The organism is Acuticoccus sp. MNP-M23 (assembly GCF_031195445.1).
In the GTDB taxonomy this organism is placed as follows: Bacteria; Pseudomonadota; Alphaproteobacteria; order Rhizobiales; family Amorphaceae; genus Acuticoccus.
This window is the reverse complement of sequence record NZ_CP133480.1, coordinates 3,681,382-3,698,012: the sequence shown is the minus strand read 5'-3', so window position 1 is coordinate 3,698,012 and position 16,631 is coordinate 3,681,382. Positions and strand designations below refer to the sequence as shown.

The following is a 16,631-nucleotide window of genomic DNA, read 5'->3' as shown; positions in this document are numbered from 1 at the left end:
AAGGTCATCTCTCGCGTCAATCGTGTGCACATGCCGCCGCAGCGGTCACAGCGAGATCGCAGACGGGCAGCGCGATGCGTTGCACACGGCCCTGTCGCCAGCGTGATGCCGGTCACGGTTTGCGGGTATGCCGCGGTGGATCACTTCAAAAGTCCGCTTGTCGTCACAATTTCGTCCGTACCGGCGAACGTCGGCATTTTCAGTTGGAGTGCACCTACAATGAAGAATTTCTCAAAATCCTTTGCGCCGATCAACGAAGATAACTCGATCGATTTCGTCGAGTGGACTTACAGTCCCGGTGGCAAGGACGCAGCCATGGTCGAGTGGACCTACAACCCCGGCGGCAAGGACGCGGCCATGGTCGAGTGGACTTACAACCCCGGCGACAAGGACGCGGCCATGGTCGAGTGGACCTACAAGGGCGCGGACGAACTGCCGGACCTGTTCTGACTGACTGGTGGCCGCGGCAGGCGCGGCGGCCACCTTGGCGCAGGCCGCTAGTTGTGCGCCGCCAGCACCGGCCCCGAATCACGCAGATTATGGAAGATCACCACCTCGTTCTCGAAGGCAAGGTTCAGCTTGGCGCGGGCGCGTTCGTCCAGAAGATCGGCATCGAGCGCATCGGTCCGCAGCCGGACGACGCGGGCCTCAAGGTGCTCCCGCTCCGCAATCAGGCTGGCCAGCTCCGTCTCGCGGTTCACGCGTTCATCGCTGAGGATTTCACGCGCCTCATGGCTGAACGCGCCGCGCGTGGACTGCCAGCCGAAATAAGTGGCGAGCAGCGTGAGGAGAAGCGGCAGAAGCAGGAAGCGAACGCGTGAGCGGCGGCGTTGGCGGGTGGGCATAGATCGGTCCCCGAAAAGCAGACGCCCCACCAGACACCCACGTCGTTAACGGGACGTTTCGCTTTGCAAAAAGCTTTGCCCGCTTGCCCCCTTGCCGCACTCAGGCGGGGACGAAACCGCCCGCCTCGGTGCGCATGAAAGCCTCGCCGCATGCCTTGGACAGCGTGCGCACGCGGCCAATATAGCCCTGCCGTTCCGTGACGGAGATGACGCCGCGCGCATCGAGCAGGTTGAAGATGTGCGAGGCCTTGATGCACTGGTCGTAGGCCGGCAGCACCTGAAGGTGCCGCGCCTCGGGCCCGTTGTCGCCCGCCGCCAGCAGAGCGGCGCACTCGGCCTCCGCATCCTTGAAGTGCTGAAACAGCATCTCGGTGTTGGCGTGCTCGAAATTGTGGCGCGAATATTCCTGCTCGGCCTGGAGGAAAATCTCGCCATAGGGCACGCGCGGCCCGGCGTCGCTTTCGGCAACGTAGGTGAGATCGTAGACGTTCTCGACACCCTGCACATACATGGCAAGCCGCTCCAGCCCGTAGGTGAGCTCGCCGGACACGGGGCGGCAGTCGATCCCGCACACCTGCTGAAAGTAGGTGAATTGCGAGACTTCCATGCCGTCGCACCAGCACTCCCAGCCAAGACCCCAGGCGCCGAGCGTCGGGCTCTCCCAGTCGTCCTCTACAAATCGCACGTCGTGCAGCGCAAGGTCGATGCCGATGGCTTCGAGGCTTTTCAGATAAAGCGTCTGAAGCGCGGGCGGGTTCGGCTTCAGGATCACCTGAAACTGGTAATAATGCTGGAGGCGGTTGGGGTTCTCGCCGTAGCGCCCGTCGGACGGGCGGCGGGACGGCTGCACATAGGCAGCGCGCCAGGGGCGCGGCCCCAAAGCACGCAGCGTGGTGGCGGGGTGGAACGTCCCCGCGCCCACTTCCATGTCGTAGGGCTGGAGAATCGCACAGCCCTGCCCCGCCCAGAACGACTGCAAGGCCAGAATCATCGCCTGGAACGATGAACGCGGATCGTGGGCGTCGTAGGCGGGCATGGGGTCCTCGTGCGGTGGCAGGCGGCGTGTCGGTGCCGGCGCCGTCTTCCTAGAGAAGCGTTGGGGCGCTGTACACTGCCCTAACGCTTCACCGGCACGGGCGGCAGTTCGCCCGGTGCCGGCGCGCCGCGCACCGGAACCGCGACAGAACCGTCCTCGCGCACACGCGGCGCAGCCGGCGCGCGCCCGCGCGCCACCGGCCACTCCGGCGTGATCAGGCCGGCGGAAATGACCAGCTTTGCTGCATCCTCCACCGTCATGTCGAGCATGATCACGTCCTTGCGGGGGACGAACAGCAGGAAACCGGAGGTGGGGTTGGGCGTCGTCGGCAGGAAGACCGAGATGGCGTCCACCTCATCGTCCAGCCGGTGGCTGACCTCGCCCTTGGCATCGGTGGCGATGAAGACCACCGCCCACAGCCCCTGTCTCGGATACTCCACCAGCCCTGCCTGACGGAAGGTACGGCTGCGCTCCGACAGCGCCGTCTCGAAGATCTGCTTCAGCGCGGCGTACACGTTGCGAACGAGCGGCATCCGGTTGAGGAGCGCTTCGCCAAGGCGGATGATGGTACGGCCGAGCACGTTGGCGGTGAGGAAGCCGAGCGCGGTGAGTGCCACAAGCGCCACCACAACACCGGTGCCTGGCAGCGGAAACGGCACGTAGCTTTCCGGGTTCCAGCGTGCCGGGATCCACGGCTTCACCCAGCTGTCCACCCAGTTGATGAACGAGGCGGTCAGAAGCACCGTGATCGTCAGCGGCGCCGCCACCACAATGCCGGTCAGGAAATAATTGCGGAGCCGGTTGAAGAGCCTGCGGCGGCGGCCGATCTTTGGGTTCGTCTCGTCGTCCATTGGTCTCAGATCCCGCGCGAGGCAGTTCGGCCGGGACGGGTTGCCCATCCCGCAGCCGTATCTCAGTTAAGCAAAGTCCGTGCGAGATTGCAGCGCGCTCATTCAACGGTCACCGACTTGGCGAGGTTCCGTGGCTGATCCACGTCCGTGCCGTTGAGGACGGCAGCGTGGTAGGCGAGAAGCTGCATCGGGATGGCCGAGACCATGGGCGCCGCCATGGCAGGCGCCGTCGGCATCACGATGGTTTCGGCAGAACCCTCGCCCATTTCGGCGGCACCTGCTGCATCCGTCATCACGATAATGCGTCCGCCGCGGGCCGCCACCTCCTCCATGTTGGACACGGTTTTTGCAAAGAACGCATCGTGCGGGGCGACCACAACCACGGGCACGGTGTCGTCCACCAACGCGATGGGGCCGTGCTTGAGTTCGCCGGCAGCATAGCCTTCGGCGTGGATGTAGCTCAGCTCCTTCAGCTTGAGCGCGCCTTCCAGCGCAATGCCGTAGGATGGGCCGCGGCCGATATACAAGGCTGTGGAGGCCGGCGCGATCAGCCGTGCCGTGCGCGTCAGATCCGCCTCGAGGCGGATGGCCTCGGACACCAGCCGCGGCACCTCGATGAGATCGCCGACAAGCGCCGCCGCTGCACTTTCGCTCAGCGTTCCCCGATCCATGCCGGCCTTGATGGCAACGCAGGCCAGCGTTGCGAGCTGGCAGACGAAAGCCTTGGTGGACGCAACGCCAATCTCGATCCCGGCGAGCGTCGGCAGCACGAGGTCAGCCTCCCGCGCCATGGTCGACGAGCGCACGTTGACCACCGCCGCCACCCTTTGCCCCGCCGCCTTCGCCTTGCGAAGGCTTGCCAGCGTGTCCGCCGTTTCGCCGGACTGGGAGATCACCAGCGCCAGCTCGTCCTTCGGCATCAGCTGCGAGCGGTAGCGGTATTCGGACGCCATATCGAGGTCGACCGCAATGCCGCCGAAAGCCTCGAACCAGTGCCGGGCCACCAGCCCCGCAATGTAGGCGGTGCCGCAGGCGGTAATGGAGATGCGGCTGATCTTCGAGAAATCGAGATCGATGCGATCGGGCCGCAGCGTCCCCGCCGCCACGTCAACGTAGTGGCTGATCGTGTGAGTCAGGACTTCCGGCTGCTCGTGGATTTCCTTGGCCATGAAGTGGCGGAAATTGCCCTTCTCCGCCACGGAGACTTCCATCGGAACCGGCATGGCGGGCCGCGAAACGGCAGCGCCGGTCGAATCGAAGATGTCCGCCTTGCCGGCCGAGAGAATCGCGATATCGCCGTCTTCGAGGTAGATGATGTCGTCGCAAAAGGGCGCCAGCGCGATGGCGTCGGAGCCGATCATGATGCCGTCCGGCCCGTTGCCGATGGCAAGCGGGCTTCCGCGCCGGGCCGCAGCCAGCGTTCCGGGTTGCCCCTCGAAGGCGAACGCCAGCGAGTATGCGCCCTCGAGCGCTGCCACAGTCTCCACCAGCGCGGCCTTCAGGTCGGCCTCCGTCTGGAGGTTGGCGGCGAGCAGATGCGCGATGGTCTCGGTATCGGTTTCAGACGAGAAACTGACGCCCTTGGCCGCAAGCGCGGTGCGGAGCGCGCGGAAATTCTCGATGATGCCGTTGTGGACCACCGCAACCGGGCTGGCGAGATGGGGGTGCGCGTTAGCTTCGGTCGGTGCGCCGTGGGTGGCCCAGCGGGTGTGGCCGATGCCGGTGCTGCCGCCCGGCATCGCGCCGTTCAGCACGCCTTCGAGGTTGCGCAGCTTGCCGGCGGCCCGTGCCCGCGTAAGGGTGCCGTCGGCATCCACCGTGGCAATGCCGGCCGAATCGTAGCCGCGATATTCAAGCCGCTTCAGCGCATCCAGCAGCAGTGGTGCGGCCGGTCCTCGTCCGATAATCCCAACGATGCCGCACATACTCGCCTCCACTCAACCCGAAACAGTGTGCGCATCTAACGCTCTGGCCGCGCTGGCGCACGTCACACCGCGTTACATTTGCCGCGGCTGTATGAACACCGCGTTGCCGTTTGCCAGCGTCGCTTTTTCAGCCGCGGCGGTCGCCGTCGTCCTCGGTCCGTCCCGGTGCGGGTTCGCTCGCGCGGCGGGCATTCTCAACGGCCTCTTCGCTGTCATCCACAAGCTCTGTGTACTCGGGCGAATGGTGACTGGCCTCGCGGGCGTCCTCCTCCGCGGCCAGATTGTCATCCACCACATCGGAAGACAGGTGGCTGCCGTCCTTTTCGTTGGCGGCGGTCGCCATCTGCCTTGCATCGTCGCTGTCGTCGACAAACTCCGATTCCATCTCGTCCGGCGAAATTTCGGAGGCAGCCTCGGCGTCCAGCACCGCGTAGGCGTTGTCGCTGACGGTTTCGCTGCGCTCAACCGCGCCGGAGCGGTGAGAGGCGTTGGCGGCCTCGCGCCTTTCGGTTTCGGTCATCTGGTCCGGGTCCGGGTCGTGCGCCTTGGCACCCAGAAGCTTGCGCAGGTTGTCTTCGATGAACTGTCGGATCATGGCCCCTCCTTCTTGCCGCTCTACGGCTTGCGGTCCGGCGTCCGCTTTTGCACCGGCGCCCGGTCCGCCTTGTTGACCTGACGGCCTCTTGCGATGGCGAGCGAACCCGGCGGCACGTCTTCGGTGACGACACTGCCGGAGCCCACATAGGCCCCCTCACCAATCGAAACGGGCGCCACCAACGCACTGTTTGACCCTATGAACGCATGAGCGCCGATTTCGGTGCGATGTTTGTTCACGCCATCATAATTGCACGTGATGGTACCGGCGCCGATATTGGCCCCGCCCCCCACCGACGCATCGCCGATATAGGCAAGGTGGTTGACCTTGGCGCCGGTGGCGATGGCCGCATTCTTGATCTCGACGAAATTGCCGATGTGCGCGTCAGGACCGATCATGGCGCCCGGCCGCAGCCGCGCGAACGGGCCGACGGTTGCCCCCGGCGACACGACGGCGCCCTCCAGATGGCTGAACGCCCGGATCGTGGCGCCTGCCCCCACCGAAACGCCGGGGCCGAACACCACGTTCGGCTCCACATGCACGTCCTCGTCCAGCACCGTGTCGTGGCTGAAGAACACTGTGTGCGGGGCATCCAGCGTGTTGGCCGCCATTGAAGCTGCGCGCGCCCGGTCCTGGAAAACGGCTTCGGCCGCGGCAAGCTGCGTCCGGTCGTTGACGCCGAGCACCTCGTCGAACGGGGCTTCCTCCACCACCATCACGAAATCGCGCTCACGGCCGAGTGCGATGAGATCGGTGAGGTAAAACTCGCCCTTGGCATTGTCGGACCCGATGTCGCCGAGTGCATCCAGCGCAGGGCCGACGCGGATTGCCATGATGCCGGAGTTGCAGAGCGTCACGGCCTTCTCTTCGGCGCTGGCGTCCTTTTCCTCGCGGATTGCGCTAATGCGGCCGTCATCCATCAGGATGCGGCCGTAGCCGGTGGGATCTTCGGCGCGGAAGGCGAGCACGGCGACGTCGGCCCCACCCTCCACGCGGTCCAGCATGAGCGCTATCGTTTCGGGACGGACCAACGGATTGTCGGCAAACAGGACAACGACGCCGGTGTGTGAAGGCGTGACCGCGGCACGGGCGGCGAGCACCGCGTGGGCCGTGCCGCGCTGCTCGGTCTGGACAAAGGTGGCCGGCGCGCCTTGGAGGGTTGCCGCCCAGTCACTGCCGGGGGAGACGACGAGCGCGGTGTCCGCGATGCCGGCCTTGCGCACCGCGGCAAGAACGTGGCCGACCATGGGGAGGCCGGCGACCTTGTGCATCACCTTGGGCAAGGCAGACCGCATCCGTGTGCCCTTGCCCGCCGCCAGTACGATTGCCAATGCTTGTCCGGTCAATTTCAGCCTCTGATCGCGCAGCCTGTCCAAGGCTCCGTCTCTTCACTATTGTGTGCCGGGCTGCAAGCTGCGGGACGCGGAGAAGCCCTCCGCAATTCCCGGCGCGCCGCCTCGAAACTGAGCAAGGACACCTTCCCATGCGTTCCCTGATTGTTGCCGCCTTCACGCTGCTGGCCTTGCCGGCAGCCGCGTTCGAGCCCACCGGCAACGTTGTTGCCGACGCATTCCTGCGCACGCTCGACGGATTGGCGTTCGACAACGCGGCCGCTGGCACGGTCGAGCGGCAGGGCACGGCCACCGTTCTGGACAACGTCTCCGGCGGCAGTGAAACCAAGGCACTAAAGATCGACCGGGTGACCATCGAAGGCGGCACGGTGAATGCCGACAATGCGCTGGCCGCCAGCGCCATCACCTACAACGGCCTTGCCATTTTCAATGCTGACGGCAAGCAGACGGGAAGCGTCGGTTCCGTCGCCCTTGGCGACGTGACATTGGCGCCCGAACGGGACGACGCTGCCGTGACCGACCTTCTGGGCGACTACGGCACCTTGTCCGTGCGGGACATCACGGCCACCTCGGCGAAAGACGAAACGCTGACCATCGAGCGGGTCGACGTTGCCCGCACCGGCCGCGACAAGCCCGGCCTTGCGGCTGTCACGCTGGTGATGGACGGCCTCAAATTCGACCTTTCGCTGTTCGGCGAGCCCACCGAAAGCCAGATCCGGGGCCTCGGCTACGAGGCGCTGACCCTCTACATCAAGGCCGCCGGCGCATGGTCTGCCGAAACCGGCCGCATGGTGATCGAGCCCTCCGCCATCAGTGTGGCGGACATGGGCACGCTGACGCTGGAGGGATCGGCCAACGGCCTCACCGAACAGGCGTTCAATGCGATGGAGAGCGCCACCGGCGACTTCGCGCGGCTTCTGGAGCAGATGGGCAGCATCACCGTCGACGGGCTGACGATCTCCTTCACCGACAACGGGCTCACCGACCGGCTGCTGAACGCCGTGGGCGAAACCTCCGGCGCCGACCGGGCAACCCTCATCGCGCAGGTGACCGCAGCGCTTGAAGCGCCCGTCGCCGCCCTCGGCGACCAGGGCTTTACCACCGAGGTGACCGGGGCTCTCAGCCGCTTTCTCACCGAACCTGGCACGCTGACGGTGACGTCCGCGCCAGCGCAGGAGGTTTCCGCTCTTCAGGTGATCAGCGCGGCGATGCTCAATCCGGAGATGATCCCCGGCCTCCTCTCCCTCACGGTTTCGGCCGACTAGACACCATGGCGAACCACATTGCCGCCGTTCCCGGCCTCTCGGTCGGGAACGCTGCCGACGAGGTCCGGCGCACCGGCACGACGGCGGTCGTGTTCGACCAGCCCGCCACCGCCTCCGTTGCGGTCCGCGGCGGCGCCCCCGGCACCCGCGAGACCGACCTTCTCCAGCCCGGCAACCTCAATCCGGGCGTGGACGCCATCGTCCTGTCCGGCGGCTCGGCCTTCGGGCTTGCCGCGGCTGACGGGGCACAGCGCGCCCTCGCCGAGGCAGGCCGCGGGTTTCAGGTGCGTACGTTTCGCATTCCCATCGTGCCCGCCGCCATCATCTTCGACCTGTCGGAAGGCCTTGCGGACTACGCAGCGCTGGGCGGCGCTGCGGTGCGCGCTGCCCTTGAAGGGTCGGACCGGGGTGTTGGCACGCTCGGGGCCGGAACCAATGCCAACACGGCGGGCCTCAAGGGCGGCCTCGGCTCGGCGAGCGAAACCGTGGGCGGCGCGACCGTGGGCGCCATTGTGGCGGTCAATGCCGTCGGCTCGGTGACGGCGGCAAACGGGCCATGGTTCCGGGCAGCGCCCTTTGAGCAGCAGGGCGAATTTGGCGGCCTGCATGCCCCGGCGGAGGCGGACTTTGCCAGCGTCGTTACCAAACACACCGCCAGTGCCCGCGAAAACACGGTGATTGCAATTGTCGCCACCGATGCCGCGCTGAGCGTGGCAGAGGCACACCGGCTGGCAGGCGTTGCCCACGACGGCATCGCCCTTGCCGCTTATCCGGCGCACACGCTGCTGGACGGCGATACTGTGTTTGCCGCGAGCACGGGCCGCGCGCCAGCGCCCGCCTCCCCCGCAGATTTCATTGCACTGCACGCCGCGGCAACGCGGGCGCTGGCCCGCGCCATGGCCCGCGGCGTCTATGAAGCCAGCGCCGTGCCCGGCGACCGTTTCCCCACCTGGCGCGAGCGCTACGGCTGAAATTTCATTCAGCCGCGATCAGCGCCGCCTGCTCGGCGCCGTCCGGCGCCGGGTGCCTTGCGCGGTCCAGCTGAGCCAGCAACGCATCGCGCCGTTTCATGGCAGCGGCACGGTTTTCATCCTTCACCGGCCCGAAGCCCTTGATGGCGGCCGCCACCTTCACAAGCTCGCACAGGAGCCCGTAAGGCGCCGTGCCGACGCTGCGGGCCACAAGCGCGACATCGCCGCAGACAAGATCGATCAGCGCCCGTTCGGCCCGGCGCTCGGCGCTTTTGCCGAAGGGGTCGAACGGCGTGCCGCGAAGCCCCTTCAACCGCGCCAGCACGCGCAGCACGGGGAAGATCCATGGCCCGAAGGTGCGCTTGGCGGGCCGGCCCGTCGCCGCGTCCACCCCAAAGAGCCCCGGCGGGGCAAGCAGAATCCGGATGCGCGACGGCGTTTCGAACTCCGCCTTGAGGCGCGCCCAGTAGGCCGGGTCGCCATAAAGCCGGGCAACCTCATACTCGTCCTTGTAGGCCATGGCCTTGTAGAGCGCATCCGCGGCGGTGCGTGTGAGGCGCCGTTCACCCTGCCCCGCCGCCTTGTCGGCTGCGATCAGCGGTGCCAGCGCTTTCCTGAAACGGTCGGCGTAGGCGGCATTCTGGTAGGCCACCAGCTCATCGGCCAGAAAAGCGATGCGGGCGTCCAGATCCATCGGCGCCACACCGGGGCGCTCTCCCGCCGCCTGGAGAATTGCCTGCGGATCGGCCGCCAGAATGCGCCCGGCCCGGAAGGCGGCGATGTTGGTTGTCACGGCCGCACCGTTGAGCCGGATTGCCTGAAGGATCGCGTCCTCGGACAGCGGCAGCCCGCCATGCTGGAAGGCGGCCCCCACCAGGAGCATGTTCATGAAGATCTGATCGCCGAACAGCTGCGCTGCCAAATGGGCTGCATCCACCGCTTCGGTGTGGCGCGATGCTTCGCGCAAGGTGCGGGTCATGCGCGTCTCATCGAAGGAGAGAACGCGTTTCATCACGAATTCGGCGGTGGGCTGCACCTTGGTGTTGACCACCGTGAGCGTGCGGCCGGGCGCCGTCATCGACAGCGAATCGGCATTGCAGGCCACCAGCATGTCGGACGCAATCAGCGTGTCGAGGGTGCCGATGGGGACGCGCGGCCCCTCGATGTCCATGCCGGCGGGCGCAAATCGGACGTGGCTCGTCACCGGGCCGTTTTTCTGGGCAAGGCCGGTCATGTCGAGCGTGGAGGCGGTAATGCCGTCAATATGCCCTGCCATGGCGAGGACGGCGCCCACCGTGGTGACGCCGAAGCCGCCAATTCCGGTGATGAGAACATTGTACATTGCGGTGAGCGTCGGCACCTGCGGCGCCGGCAACGCTGCGGCAAGCGCGTCGATGTCCACCCTGGCGCCGGCCGCGCGCCTCGGGTCAGCCCCCTCGATGAGCGCGAAGGACGGGCAGAAGCCCTTCACGCAGGAGGTGTCCTTGTTGCAGCTGGACTGGTTGATGGTCCGCTTGGTGCCGAATTGCGTGTCCAGCGGCTCCACCGCGATGCAGTTGGACTGCACCGAACAGTCGCCGCAATCCTCGCAGATCCGCTCGTTGATGAAGACGCGGCGCGGCGGGTCCGGCGCCTCGCCCTTCTTGCGGCGGCGGCGCTTTTCGGCAGCACACGTCTGGTCGAACACGATCACCGAGACGCCGCTCTCGGTCGCAAATTCCGCCTGCACCGCCTTCAGCGCATCGCGGTGGTGCACCGGCACGCCGCGCGGAATGTCCCCATGGCCGAACCGGTCCGGCTCCTCGGAGAGGACGGCGATCCGCGGGACGCCCTCGGCCGCGACCTGGCGCACGATGTCGCCCACGTCGAGCGGCCCGTCGTGCGCCTGCCCGCCGGTCATCGCCACCGCATCGTTGAAGAGAATGCGGTAGGTGATGGAAACGTCTGCGGCCACCGCCTGCCGGATCGCCAGAATACCGGAGTGGTAGTAGGTGCCGTCCCCCATGTTAACGAAAACGTGGGTGTCCCGGCTGAACGGCGCCTGCCCGACCCAGGTGGCCCCCTCGCCGCCCATCGCAATCTGCCCGTCGGTGGTGTTGCCGTTGATCTCCGTCATCGCATGGCAGCCGATTCCGGGAAGTGCGCGGGCCCCCTCGGGCGTCCTGGTTGACGCAGAATGGGGACAGCCGGCGCAAAAATACGCGGTGCGCTGGCCGCCCTCGGCATGGCCGGCGGCCCATGCGGCCCGCTCCATCAGGTTGCGGGACACGGCGGCCATGGCCGGATCGTCCTCAAGGCCCGGCACCACACGCAGGATCGCATGAACGAGGTCCTGCGGCTTCAACTCCAGCACGTCGGACAGGCAAGGCTCGCCCGCCGGCGTGCGCTTGCCGTAGACCGCCGGCCGCTGACCGTCCGGCAGGCTGTAGAGCGCGTCCCGGATCTGCGGCTCCATGAAGGCGCGCTTGTGCTCGACCACCAGAAGGCGCTCCTTGCCACGGGCGAAGGCGCGCAGGTTCTGCGTTTCCAGCGGCCAGGGCATGGCCACCTTGTAGACGGCAATGCCAAGGGCGCGGGCGCGCACCTCGTCGATGCCCAGAAGGTCGAACGCCTGGCGCAGGTCCCGGTAAGCCTTGCCGGTGGCAACGAAGCCGATGCGCGCGCGCTCGGTGCCGAAGACAACGCGGTCCAGCCCGTTGGCACGCACGTAGGCGCCAACCGCAGGCAGGCGAATTTCGCGCAGGAGATGCTCGGTTTCCAGCCTCGTGGCGAGAAGAAGCGGACGGTTGAGATCGTTTTCGCGGCGCGGATCGGCGCCCTCCGGCAGGGTCAGCGACAGGCGCTGCAAGTCCACGTTGACGAGGCCCGACGCGTCCATGGTGTCCGCCACGCAGATGAGACCGGTCCAGTTGCCGGCAAAGCGGGACAAAGCGAGCCCGTGCAGCCCATAGTCCAGAAAATCCTGGAGGTCGGCAGGGTTGAAGAACGGAATCTCGAAGTGTTGCAGCGCAAATTCGGATTGGGCGGCAATGACGGAGGATTTGGCGAGGAGATCGTCACCGCAAAGCGCGAGAACACCGCCGTGGCGGGCCGTGCCCGAGGCATTGGCCTGCTTCAGGACATCGCCCGCACGGTCCACGCCGGGCGCCTTGCCATACCAGAGGCCGAAGACGCCATCATAGTCGCTGCCCTTGCCGTGAAGTCCCACCTTCTGCGTGCCCCAGACGGCTGTGGCCCCCAGCTCTTCGTTCACCCCCGGTTGAAAGCGGATCCCCAGCGGATCGAGCCGGCTGGCGTTGCGCACGAACTCCTGATCGACCCCGCCCAGGGGTGAGCCGCGATAGCCCGAAACAAAGGCGCCTGTCTTCAAACCCGCTGCGATATCGAGGCGGCGACGGTCAATCGCAATTCGAATGATAGTTTGAATACCAGTTAGATAAACCTTTTCCCGATCGTTCTCGTATCTGTCATCAAGTGTAATGGGCCGCGTCACCGTAGCCTCCCCACTCTGTCCCCACTGATGCTAAAGATGTTCCCAATGCGTCGCATTTTCTATTTTATTTGGCCCAATATCCCGCATCACGCGGGCATATTCTTTTGCGGTCAGGCCATCTGATGGAAAAATCTTCTGTCGACGCCATCGACGTTCGGATTCTCCGCGCGATGCAGGTCGATGCTTCGCGCTCAGTCGCCGAAATCGGCGCCGAGGTCGGCCTCAGTCAGACGCCCTGCTGGCGGCGGATCAAGCGCCTGCGCGATTCAGGCATCATCCGGTCGGTTGTGGCGATTCTGGACAGCGAAGCGCTGGGGCTCGGCTTCAAGGCCTATGCGCTGGTGAAGTTGTCGATGCCGTCCACGCAGAACATGGAGCGATTCGATGCGTTCGTTTCGCGCTGCCCCGAGGTGGTGATGTGCGAGCGGATTACCGGCGCGGTGGATTATCTGATCAAGGTGATTTCCACCGATATCAAGGAATATGACGAATTCCTGCGCCACAAGCTTCTGGCCAGCGACCTTGTGAGCGACGTCCAGTCCCGCATTGTGGTGGCCACGGTGAAGGACACCACCGCGCTGCCGCTGCACGAAAAGTGACGCAGGCCCCCGGCCCGCGCCGCAGCTGCCGGGGCGGCTAGCGCATCTCTTTCGTCTCGACGAACTTCACGTCGGGGTATTTTTCTCGCGTGTAGTTCAGCTCCCACCCGTTGCGGGCGAGGTAGACCGGGTCGCCATCCACGTCGTCCGCCACGGTGGACTTGTTGACGTCGACGAAATTCTTCACCGCCCGCTCGTCGCCCAGCAGCCAGCGCGCGGTGGCGTAGGGCGCTGCCTCGAAATCGATCGCGACCTTGTATTCGGCGGCAACGCGGGAGGCCATCACGTCGAGCTGGAGTGCGCCGACCACGCCGACAATGTGGTCGCCGCCCATGTGGGTCCGGAACACCTGGGCCAGGCCCTCTTCCGACAGGTCTTGCAGCGCGCGGCGGAGCTGCTTGGTCTTCATCGGATCGCCGAGGCGTACGCGGCGCAGGATTTCCGGCGCAAAGCGCGGCAGGCCGGTAAAGCGGATGTCACCCTTTTCCGACAACGTGTCGCCGACCCGCAGGGCGCCGTGGTTGGGGATGCCGATGATGTCGCCGGCCCACGCTTCTTCGGCAAGCTCCCGCTCTTCGGCGAGGAAGAAGATCGGCGCGGTGACGGCGAGCGTCTTGCCGGAACCCGCCTGGTTGAGCTTCATCCCGCGTTGGAACCGGCCCGAACAGATGCGCGCGAACGCGATCCGGTCGCGGTGGTTGGGGTCCATGTTGGCCTGGACCTTGAAGATCAGCGCGCTCACTTCGTTGGTGTTGGGGTCGATCTTCTTGTCGCCGGCCGGTTGCGGCCGCGGCGGCGGTGCCCAGGCGTGAAGGCCGTCCAGAAGGTCGGCGACGCAGAAATCGCGCAGCGCCGAGCCGAACACCACGGGCGACAGGTGCCCCTCGCGGTAGTCGGCGGCGTCCACGGCGGGCATCGCGGTCTGGGCAAGTTCGGCTTGGATGCGGAATTCTTCCAGCACGGACGCCTCGACCATCTCGTCAAGCTTCGGATCATTGACGCCGGACATCTTCACCGTGCTGCCGTAGCCGGTGCCGCCGCCCTCTTTCACGCGGTGAAAATCGTTGGTGGTGAGATTGTAGACGCCGTGGAACTGGCCACCCATGCCGACCGGCCACGTCACCGGCGCAAGCTCCAGCGCCAGCTTGTCGGCAATCTCGTCCATCAGCTCGAACGGGTCGCGCCCTTCCCGGTCAACCTTGTTGATGAAGGTGATGATCGGAATGTCGCGCAGCCGGCAGACCTCGAACAGCTTGAGCGTCTGCGCTTCGATGCCCTTGGCGGCGTCCACCACCATGACGGCCGAATCGACAGCGGTCAGCGTCCGGTAGGTGTCTTCCGAGAAGTCTTCGTGGCCGGGCGTGTCGAGCAGGTTGTAGACGATGCCGTCGCGCTCGAACATCATCACCGACGACGACACCGAAATGCCGCGCTTCTTCTCAATGTCCATCCAGTCCGACCGGGTGCGGCGGCGCTCGCCGCGGGCCGCGACCTCGCCGGCAAGATGGATCGCGCCGCCGAACAGCAGGAGCTTTTCGGTCAGCGTCGTCTTGCCCGCATCGGGGTGTGAGATGATCGCGAACGTGCGCCGCCGCGCAATTTCGGGTTTCAATTGCGCTTCGGCGGGAAACGCGGAGTGGAGCGTGTTCATGGAACTGATGTAGCGGTCCCGCTGTCCGCGCGGAAGGGGCTTTGCGCAGCCTTCTCGTGCCTCGGGCGGCGTTGGGGCAACCGCTGCGGAAAAAGCACGGCGGCTTTCCCTTGCGGGGGGGCAAAGGAGCGGGCAAAAGCGCCCCCATGCTCACAATTCGCAACCTAGTCTATCGCATCGAAGGACGCACTCTGATCGAGGGCGCCGACGCCACCGTGCCGGACGGCGCGAAAGTGGGCCTTGTCGGCCGCAACGGCTGCGGCAAGACGACGCTGTTCAACCTCATATGCGGCGACCTTTCCGCCGAATCTGGCGACATCAACCTCAGCGAAGGCCAGCGCATCGGCCGCGTCACGCAGGAGGCGCCGGGCTCGGACGCAAGCCTGATCGACACCGTCCTTGCCGCCGACACCGAGCGGGCCGCGCTGCTGGCCGAGGCCGACACCGCGACCGACCCGAACCGCATCGGCGAAATCCACACCCGCCTTGCCGACATCGACGCCTATTCGGCCGAAGCGCGCGCCGCCTCGATTCTCGCCGGCCTCGGCTTTGACGATGCGGCGCAGCGGCGGCCGTGCAAGTCGTTCTCCGGCGGCTGGCGGATGCGCGTTGCGCTGGCGGCCGTCCTGTTTCTGGAGCCGGACCTCCTGCTGCTGGACGAGCCGACCAACTATCTCGACCTCGAAGGCACCGTCTGGCTGGAAAACTACCTGACGCGCTATCCCCACACCGTCATCGTCATCAGCCACGACCGCGACATGCTGGATGTGGTGGCCAAGGAGATCGTCCACGTCGACAACGGCAAGCTCGTCCCCTACCGCGGCAACTATTCCAATTTCGAGCGGCAGCGGCGGGCGCGTGCCGAGGCCGTGGCACGGCGGGCGGAAAAGCTGGCGGACGAGCGCTCGCACATGGAAGCGTTTGTCGCGCGCTTCAAAGCCAAGGCGTCCAAGGCCAAGCAGGCGCAAAGCCGCATGAAGATGCTGGAGAAGATGCCCTCGCCCGAGCCGATCCTGGACGAGCGCACGGTCCCGATCCGCATTCCGTCGCCCAAGCGCGCCCTCGCCCCGCCAATCATCCAGACCGAGCGCGTGGTGCTCGGCTACGGGGAGACCGAGGTCTTGCGCCGCGTCAACATCCGCGTCGACGAGGACGACCGGATCGCGCTTCTGGGCGCCAACGGCAACGGCAAGTCGACGCTGGCGAAGATGCTGGCGGGCAAGCTCGAGCCCATGGAAGGCTCCATGGTACGCGCCGAGCGGATGCAGATCGCGTACTTCGCGCAGCATCAGCTGGACGAGCTGAACCCCAAGGAAACCGCGGTCGACCATGTGCGCGCCCGCGTGAAATTCGACGGCGAGGCGCAGGTGCGCGGCCGCGTGGCACAGATGGGCCTTGGCACCGAGCGGATGGACACCGCCGCCAAGGATCTGTCGGGCGGCGAGCGGGCCAAGCTGCTTCTCGGCCTTGCCACCATGAACGGCGCCAACCTCCTCATCCTCGACGAGCCCACAAACCACCTCGACATCGACAGCCGCGCTGCCCTCATCGAAGCCATCAACGGCTACGAGGGCGCAGTGATTCTCATCAGCCATGATCGGCATCTGGTGGAGGCGTGCGTGGACCAGCTCTGGCTGGTGGCGGATGGCAGCGTCGGCCCCTTCGACGACGACATGGAAGCCTACAAGAGCCTCATCCTCGCCGGGGCGCGAAAATCGAAGTCCGAATCAGGTGGCGCAAAGGGGAAGGCCAGCGCGCAGGACAGGCGCCGCGAGGCCGCCGAGGCGCGCGCGGCACTGTCGCCGCTGCGCAAGCGCATTCAGGCCGCCGAGCGGGAGATGGCAAACGCCGCCAAGGAGATGAAGAAACGCGACAAGGCTCTGGAGGACCCGGCCCTTTACACCGGAGACCCGGACAAGGCGACCCGGCTTTCCACCGAGCGCGCCAAGTGGGCCGCCAAGCACGAGGCGGCCGAAGAAGCCTGGCTCGCCGCTTCCGAAGAATACGAGGCCGCCAGCGCCTCAAGTGCGGAAGACGCCTGACACCGC

13 protein-coding genes are annotated in these 16,631 nt (G+C 66.2%); 5 read left to right on the top strand and 8 right to left on the bottom strand.

Going from position 1 to position 16,631, the window contains the following annotated elements:
* Positions 1-219: 219 nt before the first annotated feature.
* Complete coding sequence (locus RDV64_RS17095; protein ID WP_309196171.1) at positions 220-450, top strand: hypothetical protein; 231 nt, start codon at positions 220-222, stop codon at positions 448-450.
* A 47-nt stretch (positions 451-497) separates the two neighbouring features.
* Here the strand turns inward: RDV64_RS17095 and RDV64_RS17090 are convergent, their stop codons facing one another.
* The 6 genes from RDV64_RS17090 to glmU all read right to left on the bottom strand — a co-directional run bounded on the left by RDV64_RS17090 (position 498) and on the right by glmU (position 6,583).
* A complete protein-coding gene (locus RDV64_RS17090; RefSeq protein WP_309196170.1) occupies positions 498-845 on the bottom strand; it encodes a septum formation initiator family protein in 348 nt (115 codons plus the stop codon).
* A gap of 100 nt (positions 846-945) precedes the next feature.
* On the bottom strand, positions 946-1,881 hold the full coding sequence (locus RDV64_RS17085; protein WP_309196169.1) for a glycine--tRNA ligase subunit alpha: 936 nt from the start codon (positions 1,879-1,881) through the stop codon (positions 946-948).
* Positions 1,882-1,961: 80 nt separating this feature from the next.
* Positions 1,962-2,732, bottom strand: coding sequence for a DUF502 domain-containing protein (locus RDV64_RS17080; RefSeq protein ID WP_309196168.1), 771 nt, complete (start codon positions 2,730-2,732; stop codon positions 1,962-1,964).
* Between the two features lie 98 nt (positions 2,733-2,830).
* Entirely contained in the window at positions 2,831-4,657 is a 1,827-nt protein-coding gene (gene glmS / locus RDV64_RS17075; RefSeq protein WP_309196167.1) for a glutamine--fructose-6-phosphate transaminase (isomerizing), read from the bottom strand.
* Between the two features lie 127 nt (positions 4,658-4,784).
* Entirely contained in the window at positions 4,785-5,252 is a 468-nt protein-coding gene (locus RDV64_RS17070) for a hypothetical protein (RefSeq protein WP_309196166.1), read from the bottom strand.
* A gap of 20 nt (positions 5,253-5,272) precedes the next feature.
* Positions 5,273-6,583, bottom strand: coding sequence for a bifunctional UDP-N-acetylglucosamine diphosphorylase/glucosamine-1-phosphate N-acetyltransferase GlmU (gene glmU / locus RDV64_RS17065; protein ID WP_309196165.1), 1,311 nt, complete (start codon positions 6,581-6,583; stop codon positions 5,273-5,275).
* 152 nt (positions 6,584-6,735) lie between these two features.
* Between glmU and RDV64_RS17060 the strand changes: the two genes are divergently transcribed.
* Complete coding sequence (locus RDV64_RS17060) at positions 6,736-7,869, top strand: hypothetical protein (RefSeq protein ID WP_309196164.1); 1,134 nt, start codon at positions 6,736-6,738, stop codon at positions 7,867-7,869.
* Positions 7,870-7,874: 5 nt separating this feature from the next.
* Positions 7,875-8,840: a P1 family peptidase gene (locus tag RDV64_RS17055; protein ID WP_309196163.1), complete on the top strand. Its 966-nt coding sequence runs from the start codon at positions 7,875-7,877 to the stop codon at positions 8,838-8,840.
* A gap of 4 nt (positions 8,841-8,844) precedes the next feature.
* On the opposite strand, the gene RDV64_RS17050 is transcribed toward RDV64_RS17055, so the two are convergent.
* Positions 8,845-12,333 carry an indolepyruvate ferredoxin oxidoreductase family protein gene (locus RDV64_RS17050; RefSeq protein ID WP_309196162.1) on the bottom strand — a complete coding sequence of 1,163 codons (3,489 nt, stop codon included), beginning with the start codon at positions 12,331-12,333 and terminating at the stop codon, positions 8,845-8,847.
* A gap of 122 nt (positions 12,334-12,455) precedes the next feature.
* On the opposite strand from RDV64_RS17050, the gene RDV64_RS17045 reads away from it, so the two are divergent.
* On the top strand, positions 12,456-12,932 hold the full coding sequence (locus RDV64_RS17045) for an Lrp/AsnC family transcriptional regulator (RefSeq protein ID WP_309196161.1): 477 nt from the start codon (positions 12,456-12,458) through the stop codon (positions 12,930-12,932).
* A gap of 37 nt (positions 12,933-12,969) precedes the next feature.
* Here RDV64_RS17045 and RDV64_RS17040 read toward each other — a convergent pair whose 3' ends face one another.
* Positions 12,970-14,583, bottom strand: a complete 1,614-nt coding sequence (locus RDV64_RS17040) for a peptide chain release factor 3 (protein WP_309196160.1) — start codon at positions 14,581-14,583, stop codon at positions 12,970-12,972.
* 146 nt (positions 14,584-14,729) lie between these two features.
* Between RDV64_RS17040 and RDV64_RS17035 the strand changes: the two genes are divergently transcribed.
* Positions 14,730-16,625 carry an ABC-F family ATP-binding cassette domain-containing protein gene (locus RDV64_RS17035; RefSeq protein ID WP_309196159.1) on the top strand — a complete coding sequence of 632 codons (1,896 nt, stop codon included), beginning with the start codon at positions 14,730-14,732 and terminating at the stop codon, positions 16,623-16,625.
* The last annotated feature ends 6 nt before the right edge of the window (positions 16,626-16,631 follow it).

Excerpts from the sequence above, each read along its gene's own strand:
- RDV64_RS17095 (WP_309196171.1), top strand. The coding sequence starts at position 220 with ATGAAGAATTTCTCAAAATCCTTTGCGCCGATCAACGAAGATAACTCG.
- RDV64_RS17090 (WP_309196170.1), bottom strand. The coding sequence starts at position 845 with ATGCCCACCCGCCAACGCCGCCGCTCACGCGTTCGCTTCCTGCTTCTG.
- RDV64_RS17085 (WP_309196169.1), bottom strand. The coding sequence starts at position 1,881 with ATGCCCGCCTACGACGCCCACGATCCGCGTTCATCGTTCCAGGCGATG.
- RDV64_RS17080 (WP_309196168.1), bottom strand. The coding sequence starts at position 2,732 with ATGGACGACGAGACGAACCCAAAGATCGGCCGCCGCCGCAGGCTCTTC.
- glmS (WP_309196167.1), bottom strand. The coding sequence starts at position 4,657 with ATGTGCGGCATCGTTGGGATTATCGGACGAGGACCGGCCGCACCACTG.
- RDV64_RS17070 (WP_309196166.1), bottom strand. The coding sequence starts at position 5,252 with ATGATCCGACAGTTCATCGAAGACAACCTGCGCAAGCTTCTGGGTGCC.
- RDV64_RS17060 (WP_309196164.1), top strand. The coding sequence starts at position 6,736 with ATGCGTTCCCTGATTGTTGCCGCCTTCACGCTGCTGGCCTTGCCGGCA.
- RDV64_RS17055 (WP_309196163.1), top strand. The coding sequence starts at position 7,875 with ATGGCGAACCACATTGCCGCCGTTCCCGGCCTCTCGGTCGGGAACGCT.
- RDV64_RS17045 (WP_309196161.1), top strand. The coding sequence starts at position 12,456 with ATGGAAAAATCTTCTGTCGACGCCATCGACGTTCGGATTCTCCGCGCG.
- RDV64_RS17040 (WP_309196160.1), bottom strand. The coding sequence starts at position 14,583 with ATGAACACGCTCCACTCCGCGTTTCCCGCCGAAGCGCAATTGAAACCC.
- RDV64_RS17035 (WP_309196159.1), top strand. The coding sequence starts at position 14,730 with ATGCTCACAATTCGCAACCTAGTCTATCGCATCGAAGGACGCACTCTG.